Origin of the sequence: Terriglobus aquaticus (genome assembly GCF_025685415.1) — a bacterium.
GTDB lineage: Bacteria > Acidobacteriota > Terriglobia > Terriglobales > Acidobacteriaceae > Terriglobus > Terriglobus aquaticus.
In genome coordinates this window covers 2,781,305-2,795,627 of the sequence record NZ_JAGSYB010000001.1, presented here as the reverse complement: position 1 = coordinate 2,795,627, position 14,323 = coordinate 2,781,305, and the positions used below count along the sequence as shown (strand labels likewise).

Annotated in this window: 10 protein-coding genes; 5 read left to right on the top strand and 5 right to left on the bottom strand. The window is 64.8% G+C overall.

Translation table 11 applies throughout. The annotated features are described in order from the left end of the window. Positions 1-12 precede the first annotated feature (12 nt). The 3 genes from OHL12_RS11610 to OHL12_RS11600 are packed head-to-tail and all read right to left on the bottom strand — an operon-like array spanning position 13 to position 4,765. Complete coding sequence (locus tag OHL12_RS11610; protein ID WP_263413977.1) at positions 13-2,697, bottom strand: alpha-glucuronidase family glycosyl hydrolase; 2,685 nt, start codon at positions 2,695-2,697, stop codon at positions 13-15. Beyond that, positions 2,697-3,983 (bottom strand): ROK family transcriptional regulator, encoded by a 1,287-nt coding sequence (locus OHL12_RS11605; RefSeq protein ID WP_263413976.1) that lies wholly within the window; start codon positions 3,981-3,983, stop codon positions 2,697-2,699. Before OHL12_RS11605 ends, OHL12_RS11610 begins: the two co-directional genes overlap by 1 nt. Then, entirely contained in the window at positions 3,983-4,765 is a 783-nt protein-coding gene (locus OHL12_RS11600) for an SDR family NAD(P)-dependent oxidoreductase (RefSeq protein WP_263413975.1), read from the bottom strand. The genes OHL12_RS11605 and OHL12_RS11600 overlap by 1 nt, the downstream gene beginning before the upstream one ends. Before the next feature lie 289 nt (positions 4,766-5,054). Between OHL12_RS11600 and OHL12_RS11595 the strand changes: the two genes are divergently transcribed. The 4 genes from OHL12_RS11595 to hpnI all read left to right on the top strand — a co-directional run bounded on the left by OHL12_RS11595 (position 5,055) and on the right by hpnI (position 9,547). Then, complete coding sequence (locus tag OHL12_RS11595) at positions 5,055-6,314, top strand: Gfo/Idh/MocA family protein (protein ID WP_263413974.1); 1,260 nt, start codon at positions 5,055-5,057, stop codon at positions 6,312-6,314. Between the two features lie 94 nt (positions 6,315-6,408). Next, positions 6,409-7,875: a Gfo/Idh/MocA family protein gene (locus OHL12_RS11590; protein ID WP_263413973.1), complete on the top strand. Its 1,467-nt coding sequence runs from the start codon at positions 6,409-6,411 to the stop codon at positions 7,873-7,875. Between the two features lie 144 nt (positions 7,876-8,019). After that, positions 8,020-8,340: a GIY-YIG nuclease family protein gene (locus OHL12_RS11585; RefSeq protein ID WP_263413972.1), complete on the top strand. Its 321-nt coding sequence runs from the start codon at positions 8,020-8,022 to the stop codon at positions 8,338-8,340. 52 nt (positions 8,341-8,392) lie between these two features. Beyond that, the gene (gene hpnI, locus OHL12_RS11580; protein WP_263413971.1) at positions 8,393-9,547 is read left to right on the top strand and encodes a bacteriohopanetetrol glucosamine biosynthesis glycosyltransferase HpnI; all 1,155 of its coding nucleotides are present in this window, start codon (positions 8,393-8,395) and stop codon (positions 9,545-9,547) included. A gap of 3 nt (positions 9,548-9,550) precedes the next feature. Here hpnI and OHL12_RS11575 read toward each other — a convergent pair whose 3' ends face one another. Beyond that, positions 9,551-11,095: a carboxylesterase/lipase family protein gene (locus OHL12_RS11575; RefSeq protein ID WP_263413970.1), complete on the bottom strand. Its 1,545-nt coding sequence runs from the start codon at positions 11,093-11,095 to the stop codon at positions 9,551-9,553. 91 nt (positions 11,096-11,186) lie between these two features. After that, entirely contained in the window at positions 11,187-13,139 is a 1,953-nt protein-coding gene (locus OHL12_RS11570) for an ArnT family glycosyltransferase (RefSeq protein ID WP_263413969.1), read from the bottom strand. Between the two features lie 26 nt (positions 13,140-13,165). On the opposite strand from OHL12_RS11570, the gene OHL12_RS11565 reads away from it, so the two are divergent. Continuing rightward, positions 13,166-14,269 carry a Rieske 2Fe-2S domain-containing protein gene (locus tag OHL12_RS11565; RefSeq protein ID WP_263413968.1) on the top strand — a complete coding sequence of 368 codons (1,104 nt, stop codon included), beginning with the start codon at positions 13,166-13,168 and terminating at the stop codon, positions 14,267-14,269. The last annotated feature ends 54 nt before the right edge of the window (positions 14,270-14,323 follow it).

Genomic DNA, 14,323 nt, shown 5'->3' with positions numbered 1-14,323 from the left:
AGGAATCGGTATTCAGTTCCACCGCGGGTCGCGGGTGATTTCGAGGAAGTCGACGGCGGGCAAGTCTTTGTCGTCGGGTGTGGCTTCGAGTGAGATGGTGTCGCCGGGTTTGAGGCGGATGCCTTCGGCGACGAAGCGCGTTGCGGTGTGGCCGTTCAGGCGGTCGTCAGGGCGGTCGGGCGGCAGCATGTCGTCAGCGGTCCAGTTTGCGACTTCGGTGCCGTTGACCAGCAGGCGGTACTGCGCCGCGCCGGGATGGCGGTCGAAGTAGCCGACCTGGATGCGGTACGGGTTCGCAGCGCCGCGGAAGGTGGTGTGCAGTTCGCAGGGTGCGGCGTTGCACACCGCTGCCTTGCCGCCACTGGCGGTTTCCCAGCTTGAAACGTCTACGGTGTGGAAGCCGGTGCCGGGCAGCGACTCGGCCTCTTCGCGGCCGGTGTGGTGGCCGACGAAGCCCAGCGCATCGGGCACGCCGCTTTCGCGCGCGAACCAGTCGTTGATGGCGTCGCGCCAGATCTCCGCGTGGCGCGCCTGGAAGACGAGCAACGCGTGCACCTCGTTGTAACGAGGTTCATCGATGAGGCTTTTCACGCTCTCCCACTGGTCGACGAAGGCTGCGGCGGTGGCGGCGCCGGCGTAGTGCGCGTCGTAGATGTGCTGGATCACCGTTTTGGTGCTGGTCTTAGCCTCACTCTCGTCGTCGGCATCGTTGGCGGTCGGAGCACCTTTCGCAGAAGGCGTGGTCTTGTCGCCGGGGTCGTCACCGCGCAGCTTGTACGTCCACGGCACGTGGTGCATGAAGAGCAGGAGGTCGTCGGGGCAGGTCTTTAGCGACTCGTATTTGGCGGCGAGCTCCGGCGGGTACTGGCCGATGTAGCCGGTGCCCGTGGCGACGGTGCGGTCCATGCCGATCCCGCCGTGCGGACCGGGCACGGCGCGAATCCACTGGCCCCAGCCGTTGCCGTCCGCGCTTTCAGGGCCCGGACCGAAGTGCGTGCCGAGGATGTCGGTCAGCGTGCCCAGGCCGAGCGGGCCGGTGTATTGCTCGTAGGCGTGCCAGCTTGCCAGGTTCATCTGCTCGATCGGTTCGTAGACGCGGCCGTCGTTGGACCACGTCATGCGCGTCCACTCGTCCAGGGTTGATTCCGGTGTGAGCGTCGGGTTCCATGCGAGACGGCCAAAGCTGTACAGGTTCGCGAGCGCCATGGGGTGGTGCAGCCAGTTCGTTTCCATGCCCACGTTGGCCACGCCGACCATGCCGCCCTGCGCCTGATAGAAGGTCTTGCCGGTGATGATGTCGCGAACGGGCGAGGGCTGGTTGTCCACGCGCATGTCGGTGTCGAGCACCCACGACCACATGGGCGCGATGTAGACCATGTGCCGCTGCTGGCCCAGGTATTCCTGGGTGATCTGCACTTCCATCGCTTGCGGCGTGTGGCGCAGCGTGGCGATCAGTGGCGACACGGGTTCACGCACCTGGAAGTCAATGGGGCCGTGCTTTACCTGGATGATGACGTTGGGCAGGAACTTGCCGTCGTACGCGCGGAAGTTGTCGTATCCGGCGCGCGCGCGGTCGGCCTTCAGGTCGTGGAAGTCGAGATGGTTGTTGTAGACGAAGCCGCGGTAGAGCACCACACCGCCGTGCGCCTGCAGCGGCTTTGCGAGCGCGTTCGCTGCATCCAGAGGCGAGCGGCCGTACTGGTGCGGTCCGGGGCGGCCCTCGGAATCGGCCTTGACGGTGAAGCCCGCAAAGTCGGGGATGAGCTTATAGATCTCGTCCACCTTCGCCTGCCACCACGCGATCACGCGAGGATCGACGGGGTCGAACGTAGGCAGACCGCCAACCACCTGCGGAGAGGACAGATCGACGCTGAGCGCCATGCGGATACCATACGGCCGTAGCGAATCCGCAATGCGCGCGAACTCCTCGAGCATCTCCGGCTGCAGCGTGCGCAGGTCGCTGTTCACGTTGTTGACCGTGATGCCGTTGATGCCGACGCTGGCCAGCATGCGTGCGTAGTCGTGTACGCGCGACAGGTCACCGCGCACGTGACCATGGTCGAAGAAGATCGATGGTCCTGCGTAGCCACGCTCGACGGAGCCGTCCAGGTTGTCCCATTCATCGACCCAGCGGATGGTTGATGCGGGTGTCTCCGTGGTGTCGGTGGGAAGCTGGCGATCCTGCGCGATCCATTGCAGCAGGCGGAAGGCGCCGTAGAGCACGCCGCGAGGCGATCCGCCCTGGATGACCCAGCACTGGCGAGCGCGGTTGCGAACATGCGTGATGCGGAAGGCATCGGGCGCGAGCGGCACGGGCTGGTAGCCGTGCAGGTGGCGTTGCATCGATTCCGAGCGGCGCATCTCGTCGGCTGTGCCGAGCACGATAGCGTCGATGTCGCGATGGAAGGCGGGCAGAGTTTCGGGTGCGCCCGCGATCATGCGGCCAAGCCCGGTCTCCAGCTCTTCGGCCGCGGCCTGCTCTTCGGGCGCGTGACCCAGTCGCACAATCTCGTGCGGCATGTCGCGATAGCGCGGCGGGTCTGGCGGCGGAGCGTAGCGCAACCACGCCTGGGCGCCGGTCTCCGCGTGGAGCGGAGCGACGCCGGCAAGGCACGCAAGGCACAGCAGGGCGCGGGCGATAAAGCCAAGGTTACGGTGCTGCCGAGACGCGAAACTCTCTTGCAGAACTGCGGCCATCACGCCTGCGCGACCGCTTCGCGCTCGGGCGCGCGCTGCGCCGTGGCCGTGGAGCGGTGATAGTCGGAGTGCCGCTGCAGAACCAGCGCCGCCGCACCGCGCAGGCGTGCCATTTCGCCATCGCCTATGGCGAGCAACGTTGGCGGCGTGCCAACGAGCATGCGTTGCGACAGGGCGCGTTCGACCATGGGGCCGCTGCGTTCCCAGCAGGCGGAGATGTCGCCGGCAAACAGGATCGTCTCCGGGCTGAGCGCGGCGGTGATCATGCGCAGGCCGCGTGCCACCCAGCGCGCCTGTTCCTCCAGCGCTTCCAGGGCGTTCGTATCACCCTGGTCGGCCAGGCTGATCAGGTGGGTAAAGGTCAGTGCGGGCTGCTCGGGCGCGCGGTCGTTATAGTGGCGCAGCACCGCACGCGTGCTGGCAAACATCTCCCAGCAGCCGCGCTCGCCGCAGTTGCACTGCGGCCCGTTGGGGTCGACCAGAATGTGGCCGAACTCACCGGCCATGCCGTCCTTGCCCATAAGCAACTGACCGTTGGCCAACACCGCCGCGCCCACGCCTTCGCTGATGGTGACCAGGACGGCATTGCGGAACTTGTCCATGCGGCCGAACCACAGCTCGCTCAGCATGCAAGCGTTGGCGGCGTTATCCATCTCCACTTGCAGGCCCAGGCGCTCTTCCAGAACGGCGTGGATGTCGAAGTCGTGCCAGCGCAGGTTGGGCGCCCACAGGAGGCGCTGCGTTTCAGGATGCACGCGGCCCGGCACGCTGATGCCCACGCCCTCGAAGCTCTTGCGCGCGAACTCATCGCGCATGCGCTCCAGCGTTTCGGCGATGCGCTGCACGCCGATCTCCGGGTCGCTGGCAACCGGTACACTTTGCCGCGCGAGGAAGTGGCCGTTCAGATCGACCACGGCACAGACGGCATGGCTGGGCCTGATGTCTGCCACCAGCATGACCAGGTCTGCGTTCAGGCTGAGCATGGTGGGACGGCGTCCCCGCGCGGTGCGCACCGTGGCGCCTTCCACGATCCAGCGCTCCCGCAGCAACTGCTCCACGATGAGTGAGACGGTCGAGCGCTGCAGGCCGCTGAGGCGTGCAAGGTCGACACGGGCAATGGGCTGACGACGTCGTAGCAGTTCCAGGATGATGTCGCGATTGATGTCGCGTGCCAGTTCACTAGACGCCGGATCTTCGGAGTGAAGATCGAAGCGCCGCTTGCCTGCCGGCAACGAACGCTTGCTCGACATGCCTCCGCCGTTGCCGCGCGTTCCACCACCCGGCATTACTGGTTCACCCCGCTGCTCAACATGCCGCCATCCACGGTGACGATCTGGCCGGTGGTGTACGTAGTGTCTTCGCTGGAGAGGTACACGGCGGTGCTCACCAGTTCTTCCGCGCGGCCAAAGCGGGCCATGGGCGTGCGCAACTTCAGCTCCTGCCCGCGCGGGCTGTCGATGATTTTGCTGTTCAGTGCAGTGGGGAAGACGCCGGGTGCGATCGCGTTCACAAGGACGCCGCGGGGCGACCACTCCACCGCCAGCGAGCGGGTGAGTGCGCCCACCGCGGCCTTGCTGCAGCAGTAGGCGGTGACCTCTGTAAACGCGACGAAGGTAGAGAGCGAGGCGATGTTGATGATGCGGCCGCGGATGCCGTTCTTTTCCGCGTTCTCGAGCATGGACTCGCCGAAGACCTGGCAGCCGCGCAGGGTGCCGGTCAGGTTCACATCGAGGATGCGGTTCCAGGTTTCTTCCGCGACATCGAGAGTTGGCTCGCGTTTCGTCATGCCGGCGGCGTTCACTAGAACCCGCACCTCGCCGAATTCCGCGAGGACCTGTTCGCGCAGATGTAGCAGCGATGCGCGGTCCGCCACGTCGGCTGTGGCGCGGAGGGTACGGACGCCGGCCGCTTCGATGCTGTCGGCGGTGCGATCCACTCCATCCTGGCTGCGCGAACTGGCCACTACGTGCAGGCCGGACTGCGCCAGACCCACTGCAATGGCCTCGCCCAGGCCCGAGGTGCCGCCCAGGACCACGGCACAACCGTTCTTTTGTTTTCCGTCGTTCAAAAAGAGAAACCTCCGGCTCGTGCGCCTGAACGGCTGCCCAGGCAGCGACCTGCTCTGTCACGAAAACCGAGATAATTCGTACTACAAAACTTTATGGGTCGCCAATGGCGGTGTGGGAGACAGCAGGCCGCGAGGCATCCCGGATATCGCCGACGGCCTTTCTTCGAGGGACTTGCCAGTTCCGTTCCCGGGCGAGTAGAGTGCGGTTGCATCGGCCGCTGCCTGCGGGTAGCTTGTCAAAGTTCGGCAGCCGAACCTAATCCCCACCGCTCCTGGAGAACCGCTTCTGATGTCGACCAAGTCTCTGCCCCGGCGCAATTTCCTGCAGGCCCTTTCGGCGGCGGGCGTGGCCACCGCCATGCCTGCGTTTGCCATGCCCGGAGCGTTGGACTCCTACGCCGGCCCCGTCCGGCATGAGGCGCTGGCGCCGCAGGCGGAACCCGCCCCGGCGCACTCGATCAACTTCGGCGTGTGCGGCATAAGCCACAACCACGTGTACGGCATGATCGAGGCGATCAAGCGTGGTGGCGGCAAGTTCACCGTGGCGTGGGGCATGGAGCCCGACCTCGTCGCAGCGATGAAGAAGCGCTACCCCGACGTGAAGTTTGTGGCGACGCAGGACGAGGTGATCAACGACCCCTCGATCAAGCTGATCCTGAGCTCGCAGGTGGCGAACGAGCGTGCCGGCATCGGCGTGCGCGCCATGAAGGCCGGCAAGGACTTCCTTTCCGACAAGCCGGGCATTACCAACCTGGCGCAGCTTGCCGAGGTGCGCCGGACCATTGCAGCCACCGGCAAGATCTACGCCATCATGTACTCCGAACGGCTGGAGGTGAAGGCCGCCGTGCACGCCGGCGAACTGGTGCAGCAGGGTGCCATAGGCAAGGTGATCCAGACCATCAACATTGCGCCGCACCAGGTGAATCAAAAGCCCGGTGGCGACATGGGTTCAGGCCTGGGCGGCCGGCCCGAGTGGTTCTGGAAGCCAGAGCAGTACGGCGGCATCCTGATCGACATCGGATCGCACCAGGTGGACCAGTTCCTGTTCTATACCGGCTCTACCAAGGCAGAGGTCGTGGCCTCGCAGCTTGCAAATGTGCGGCACCCGAAGTTCCCCGCCTTTCAGGATTTCGGCGACATGATGCTGCACGGCAACAACGGCTTCGGCTATGTGCGGCTGGACTGGTTCACGCCGTACGGCCTTGGCACGTGGGGTGACGGCCGGCTCTTCATCCTGGGTACCGAGGGCTACATCGAGGTTCGCAAGTACACCAACGTGGCCGTTGCCAAGCAGGGCAACAACCTGTTCCTGGTCGATCAGAAAGAAGCCCGCTACATCGATTGCAACAACATGCCGCTGCCGTTTGGGCCGCAGTTCGTTGCCGACATTGTGAACCGGACACACACCGCGCAGGACCAGGCGCAATGCCTCCTGGCGGCCGAACTGGTGATCCGGGCGCAGATGAATGCGCGCCGCTCGCACGTGGATTGGGAAGACAAGCCGGGCCTGACGAACGAGCCCTTTCCGAAAGAGAACACGCCTGCCTGATTGGCAGTGCGCCGCAACGGGCGAGGCGCGGATGCGCGTCTTTGCCACCTGATTCGAAGCTCCCTCCGAACTCTGCTCCACGGAGAACCTCATCATGATCGACCGCCGCAGCTTTCTGAAGACCGCAGCCGCCACTGCCGCTGCGGCCGGCTTTCCCACTATCGTTCCCGCATCCGTGTTTGGTGCGACGGCGCCGTCCAATCGCATCAACATCGGCGCGATCGGTGTGGGCCGCATCTCGCGCGGGCACGACATGCCGGGCGTGTGGCAATACACGGGCGTGGCGGGGCGCGACAACCGCATCGTGGCGGTGTGCGACCTGAGCGCCAATCGCGTGAAGCTGGCGCAGCAACTGGTCGACGAGACCTATGCCAAGAAGCTGGGTGGGAACTACACCGGCACGCGCGGGTATGCCGACTATCGCGAGCTGCTGGCGCAGAAGGACATCGACGCGGTGCTGATCTCTACGCCGGATCACCAGCATGCGCGGCTTGCGGTGGCGGCGATCAAGGCGAAGAAGGACGTGTACCTGCAGAAGCCTGCCTCGCTGACAATCGCGGAGGGCCGCATCATGGCGAACCACGCCGCAGCGTCGAGCCAGATCGTACAGATCGGATCGCAACAGCGTTCGTGGAAGCAGTTTGCGCGCGCTGTAGAGCTTGTGCGCAACGGCCGTATCGGCACGGTGAAGGAAGTGGAGATTGGATTGCCCGGCGACCCAGCGGGCGGCAATCCGCAACCCATGCCGGTGCCGGCGGACTTCAATTATGACGCGTGGCTCGGCTCCACGCCGGAGGTGCCCTACACCGTCGATCGGGTGATGCCCGTCCAGGGCTTCGACCGGCCGGGCTGGCTGCGCATGGAGCAGTTTGGCGCCGGCATGATCACCGGCTGGGGCGCGCACCACGTAGACACGGCGCACTGGGGCATGAATACGGAACTGACCGGACCGATCGAAGTCTGGGGACAGGCGGAGTTTCCGAAGTCAGGCTTGTGGGACGTGCACGGGCCGTTCAAGACCTATGGCCTGTACGAGAACGGCGTGAAGATGACGATCTCCGGCGCGTACGAGAACGGCATCAAGTGGATCGGCACCGACGGCTGGATCTTCGTCTGCCGCGACGGCATGACCACGCCTACCGCCGCAGCCACGCCCACGGGCGCAAACACCCCTGCCGCCACCGCCAACTCCGGTGGCTCTGCCAAGCCGGTGCCCATCGTTCCGCTGCGCGCTTCGAATCCGAAGGTGGTCGACTCCGTGATCGGGCCGAACGAGTGGCACGCCTACACGGCCGACGACCACCATGGCAATTGGCTGGACTGCGTGAAGAGCCGCAAGACCAACATCGCGACTGCGGAGATCGGCCACCGTGCCTGCACTACGTGCCTCCTGCACTGGATGGCGATGAAGACCGACCACCACATTCACTGGGACCCAAAGACGGAGACCGTGAAGGGCGACGACATCGCGGGCGCGTTGACTGCAAGGCACCAGCGCAAAGGCTACGAGATCGCTTACCGGGAGATATTTTCTTCTGACCGGAGCCTCGCGACTCTCTAGATCTGCGCCCTTAAAGATGATCAGTGTCATCCTGAGCGAAGCGAAGGATCTCCTTTCGTTCGCAGCCGCTAGAATGCTCGCGTGAAGGACCGCCTCTACTACGTCTACATCGTGGCAAGCATCAGCCGCACCTTGTAAATCGGTGTGACCAGCCACATCGAGGGCCGCGTCGTCCAGCACCGCAACGGTACCTTCAAAGGCTTTACCAGCAAGTATCGTTGTAACCGCCTCGTCTGGTACCTGCGATTTCCCTACGTGGAAGACGCAATCGCCTACGAGAAGAAGATCAAGGGCTGGACGCGCGCTCGCAAAGTTGCGCTGATCGAGGCAGAGAATCCGACTTGGGACGACTTGAGTGCTGAGTGGGGCAAGCAGGCAGCCCCATACGACTGGAGTGCCGAGGCTAACAGAAAGCAGATCCTTCGCTCCGCTCAGGATGACACTGCTCCAATCGAATCTGAGTGATGTAGAAGGCGCCGTCAACTGCTCGTGCTTCGTACCATCTATTCTCAAAGCAGTGTTTGTCATTCCGCTGATTACGCTGCTGCTTACGTTCTCCGGCATCTTCTACCTGCTGCTGGCGCTGGTTGCCATGCGCAGCTTTGCGCAGGTCACCGACCCGCCGTTGGCCACGGCGCCGCCGACCGTCTCCATTCTGAAACCGGTGAAGGGCAGCGACCCGGGGCTGTATCGCAGCTTTGCGAGCCATTGCCAGCAGCAGTACGGCGGCCGCTATGAACTGCTGCTGGGCGCGAGTGAGACGGGTGAGCCGCTGGAACAGATGGCGGCAAAGCTGATGCAGGAGTTCCCGGGATCGACCGTCCGCGTGATCCCGTGCCCGGAGCGGCTGGGATTGAACGGCAAGGTGAGCACGTTGGAGCAGATGGTGCCGCACGCGCTGGGCGAGGTCCTCGTCATCAACGATGCGGACATCCGCGTTGGCCCGCACTATCTGGAGCGCATCGCCGCGCACCTGGCCGAGCCGAACGTCGGCCTGGTGACTGCGACGTACTTCGCGCAAGTGGCGGAGCGCGGCAGCATCTGGTCGAAGCTGGAGGCGCTTGGCATCAGCACGGAGTTCCTGCCGGGCATCCTCTCGGCACGCATGCTGGAGCGCGGCGTGCGCTTCGGCCTGGGCGGAACGCTGGCGCTGCGCCGCGAAACGCTGGACAGCATCGGCGGGTTCCAGATGCTGCGCGATCATGTTGCCGATGACTACGAACTTGGCGCTCGCGTGTACCAAAGCGGCCGCACCGTTCGCCTGATGCGCGAGGTGGTCGCCACCTCCGTTCCGCGCTACAGCTTTCGCGGATTTGCCGAGCACCAGCTCCGCTGGGGGCGTACCGTGCGCGATGCGCGGCCCGCACAATTCTTTGGCACGGTCACGCTGCACGCGGTGCCGTGGGCGATCGCAACGGTGATCGCAACGGGAGCGTCGTTGCCCAGCATCTCGCTGTTCTCGCTGGTGCTCTTCCTGCGCATCTTGGTTGCGCTGTGCGGAGGCGTGGGCCTGCTGCGCGATGGCCAGGTCTTGCGCGACATTCTGCTGATCCCCGTGCGCGACTGCTTCGCCCTGCTGCTGTGGGCGTGGACGTACGCGGGCGACGAGGTGGTGTGGCGCGGCGAGCGCTTCCGCCTGCGAAAGGGCGTGATGGAGCGCGTACAGCCTTAGCGGCTACAGCACTCCATCCCAAAGCCGCAGCTCGGCTTCCTGCGGCTTGGTTTCCACTTTGCTGTTGTCGCTCAACAACATGGTTTCGCGATTGCCGGGCGTCCATCGGGGCCAGTTCGGCAGACCTTCGGCAAACGGCGCGTCACCCTTTATGAAGTGAACCCAGGCGGTGTGCAGTTCGGCTGCAAGCTTCTGTTCGGCAGCAGCGTTTTCCACGTCCTTGCGCCAGGTGCCCCACACCTCCGGCATCTCGATGCCGTGATAGGCGTCGCCCTTCAGGCGTCCACTGGTCTCCACAAAATCGGTGCGATAGACGTACGTTTCGCCGCCGTTCAGCGCGTGCGCTTCGGCCACGCGCATGCTTGGAACCCAGTATTCTTCCGCCGTCAGCGACCGAATGCGGCGCTGCTCCTTGGTCCAGTCGGGATAAATCTCTTCGTACTCCGGATAAATCTTCGCGAAGGTCTCGACCGGCACGTTGCCCAGGTCGGCTGCGAGCGCGTCCTTGGTCGGGTGCGGGCCGACGAAGCTGGCGCTCTCATCGCGATTCGTACCTAGCAGCAGACGTTTGCCCTTACTGCTGCCGTTGCGGATTGCTTCAATCGGCTTCTGCGGCAGCACGGTGCCGTCGATCTCGCAGCGCAGCGGAAAGTGCTGCGGCCACTCTTCAATGAACTGCTGTTGCGCGGAGATCAGCTTGGCCGGATCGGCGGTCTTGAGCGACGCTACATCGCCGCCGCCGGTCTGCTGCCACGACTTCAGGAAGCCCTGCGCGACGGCTGTGGCGTTAGCAAGACTCTGCACGCGCTCCGCCCCGCCGCTCTCTGAGATGACCTGGTGGAACAGCGACCTGGCTGCGGGCACGCCCATCAGGATGTCCGACAGCTTGGCGCCGGCGGACTGGCCGCCGATGGTCACGTGCGACGGATCGCCGCCAAAGGCTCTGATGTTCTGCTGCACCCAGCGCAGCGCCTGCATCAGGTCGCGAACACCGTTGTTGGCGGAGGCTGCGTAGGTGGGGCCAAGCAGCGGGCTCACGTCCAGGAAGCCAAAGACGCCAAGGCGGTACGCCACCGTCACCAGGACGATGCCGTCCTGAGCAAAGGCGGTGCCGTTGGTCAGCGGATCGAACGAACGCCCGCCGGTGAAGCCGCCGCCGTGGATGTACACGAAGACGGGCAGCGGCCGGTCGACGCGCTCCGGTGCCCAGATGTTCAGGTAGAGACAGTCTTCACTCTTGTTGATGTCCGGCGTCATGGTTTGCCAGGCTTCCGCGGCGAACTCGGTCGCGTCGCGCACGCCGGTCCACGAACCCTTGGCCACGGGAGCGCGGAAGCGGCGCTCACCAACCGGCGGCTCCGCAAAGGGTATGCCACGGAAGACGCGGATGTTGTTCTCCACGGTGCCGCGCAGGTTGCCAAGCGGCGTATGCACGGTCGTGCTGGGCGGCGCAGCGAAGGCATGTCCGGGCAGGTGCAGTACAGCGGTGGCCAGGGCCGAAGTGCGCAGAAAGCTGCGGCGCGTGAGCGGCAACGCGGAGAGACTCATGCGTGCGATTGTACGGTTCCGTTATCCCTGCTGGCTTCCCGCTTGGGCTGCGTCGCTCACGAAGTTCCTGCCACAGCAGCGCTGTCGGAAGTCAGCGATTCGGCTGATTGCTCACGATCATCTTGCCGCCGCTTTCCGCGACCAGATATGGCTTCACCGGCAGGTTCGGCATCTTGTCCGGCTCGGTCCACAGATAGATGCGTTGCGTGGTCAGCCACCGGGCGCGCAAGGTCAGGTCGTCTTCCCAGATGTTCGGTGCGTCGGTGAAGAAGCTGCCGTACCAAAGGTTCGCGGAATGCCCATGCAGGATGTGGATGTCGGATCGGCGCAGGTAGAAGCCGAGCGACGACCCCGCTTCGTACTCATCGTTCAGGATGATGATTTCGCCGGGCCTAATCTGCCGCGAAATGGCCTGCGACAGGCGAAAGCTGGTGAGCACAGGCGAGAACGTGGTGAGCCCCACGTGTGCGGCCAGCAGGAACGCCATGGCGCCGCTTAGCAACAGCATGTTGGCGGCGTGCGGATTCCACTCGCGCCTGGCCCACCATGCAGCGAACGCTCCGCCAAATAATGCGGCTCCGGCAATGCCGAGCGGCAAGCGAAACATCGCCATGGCGCGCGCGTTCAGGTCCAGAAAGTGGCCGAAGGAAAGGGCGTAATCGCCAGGGTTCTGCTTCAGCAACGTCGCAAGATCGACGGGGCCGATCGGCGCGCTCGTATGCAGCAGAAAGTAAGCGCACGCAAGAGCCGCGAGGGATCCGAATGTGAGCAGCACGACAGTGGAACGCATCGCCACGTTGTGCAGTGGCGTGGGCGCGACGTTGGTCTCGGCTTCTACCGTCTCGCGTTCGAGCCAACGGCCCAGCAGCATCGCGAGGAACGGCAGCGAGGGCAGAACGTAGTACTCCTGTCGGGTGGAGAATGAGAAAAAGACCAGCGGCAGCAGCGCGGCGGTGCCAACCAGCAGCATGATGCGGTCTTGCATGCCCAGGCGCGCTCGAAAGAGCACCTTGTCCACCGGAATCGAGGCGAGCGCCTGCGGCAGAAAGGCGCTCCACGGCATGAGCCACACCAGCAGCAGGCCCCAGAACAGCACCAGCGGCACGGTGTCGTAGTCGCGTGGCACGCGCAGGTTAAGGTAGCGCAGCACGTGCTCGTTCATGAAGTAGAACCACGTCCATCCGTGCACGTGCCCCCACGTGGGCTCGGGCACGCTCCAACCGCGCCAGAACCACGGCAGGAGGCGGCCGGTATGGTGCAGGCCTTGCGGATCGCCTTCGCTCGGGTTCGCGCGTGCAATCGCAATGTGCCAAGGTGCCGCGATGACGAAGAAGACGACGATGGTGAACAGCGGACGCAGTTGCGCGATGCGGCGACCCATAGCTTTGCCGCGTGTCATCGCGAGGTAAAGCGCGATGGTGCCCACCGGGAAGACCAAGCCGATCAGGCCCTTGGTCAACACGTTCAGCGCACAGGCCGTTCCCAAGATTGCTGCGGGTTGCCAGGGTACGCGCTGCTCCGGAGCGTAGGCCTCCATGCGCCAGAAGGCCCACAGCGCCAGCACGTACCAGAGGCACACCATCGCATCCGGAATGAGGATGCGCGTGAAGATGAACAGGCCGAAGCTGGACAAGAGGATCATGCCCGCGTACAGCCCGGCGCGAGCGGAGCGGAAGGCCTCGCGGGCAAAGCGTTCGACCAGCAGCAAGAGTGCCAGCGTGTACAGCGCCAGCGGCAGGCGCGCAGTTTCATTGTGCACACGCAGCAGCCGCATGCTGGCCGCCATGCTCCAGTACAGCAGCGGAGCCTTCTCCAGGTAGCGGATGCCGTTGGCGTACAGCGTCACGTAGTCGTGCCGCACGATCATCTCGCGCGCCACCTCGGCGTGCACGGAGTCGGCGTCGTCCAGCAGCGGCGGGCTGATCAGCGCAAAGGTGCAGTAGAAGGCAAACCAGAGCCAGCCGAGGATGTGGAGCGTTTTGCGTGGCCGCTGCGGAATGCCGTGCATTGCAGCTTCATCGTACGCGGCGCCGCAACCCGCCATCCGCAGCCGTATCCTGAAGGGGCCGCATGCGACTGCGCAACGACAAACCGGAAGCAGGGAACCAGCCCGCCACGGACCTGATCTTCGGCGAGTGGTACCCCGCCGTGCGCACGAGCGAGTTGCGTCCCGGCAGCATGACCACTACGCTGCTGCTCGGCATTCCGCTGGTCGTTGGCCGCAAGCGCGACGGTGCTCTGTTCGCCATGCGCGACCTGTGCCCCCACCGCGGCATCCCGCTCTCCGCCGGCTGGTTCGACGGCGACACCGTGCAGTGCCGGTATCACGGCTGGAAGTTCGAGCCCTGCAGCGGCCAGTGCACCGAGATTCCGTCTCTTACGCAGATCGACACGCTGCAGCCCACCAAGATCTACGCCGGCGCCTTTCCCTGCCGCGAGGCCGACGGCTTCGCCTGGGTCTACGTCCCCGAAGCTGGCATGGGCCGCATCACGGCAGAGACGGCGCTGCCGCCCTTGCCGCAGGTGCCGAAGTTCTCCGCGCAGTTCCGAACTGCGCACCTCTCCGCCGACCTGCCCTGCAATGTGGACCACGGCATCATCGGGCTCATGGACCCGGCGCATGGCCCGTTCGTGCATCGCGCCTGGTGGTGGCGCTCCGCGGCCAGCATTCACGAGAAGACCAAGCGATTCGAACCCCTACCGGACGGCTTTCGCATGAGTTCGCACGCGCCTTCCGCGAACTCCGCGCCGTATAAGCTGCTGGGCGTCTACGGCGAAAAAATCGAGACCACCATCGACTTCACGCTGCCCAACCGCCGCTACGAAGTGATCCGCGCCGGGCACGGGGAGAACGGCAAGTGGTTTGCTTCGCTCACGACCATTACACCGGTCACGCCGTCGTCGTGCCGCATCGACGTGGTCGCCTGCTGGAACGTCTTCTACAACGTTCCGCTGGTGCCACAGATCGCGAAGTTCTTCGGCGCGCGCTTCGTGCGGCAGGACCAGGAGACGATGATCCAGCAGGCGGAGGGCCTGCGCTTCCGTCCCGCGATGATGCTGATCGATGACGCGGACAAGCCGGCCAAGTGGTATTTCGCGCTGAAGCAGCGGCGGCTGACCGGGCAGGGCGAACACCCGCTGCGCGAACCGGTAGAGCTGCATTGGCGCAGCTAGCCTGAGCGAAGAAAGGAGGGAAGCCCGAAGGCTCCCCTCTTTGTAGATGAAGCG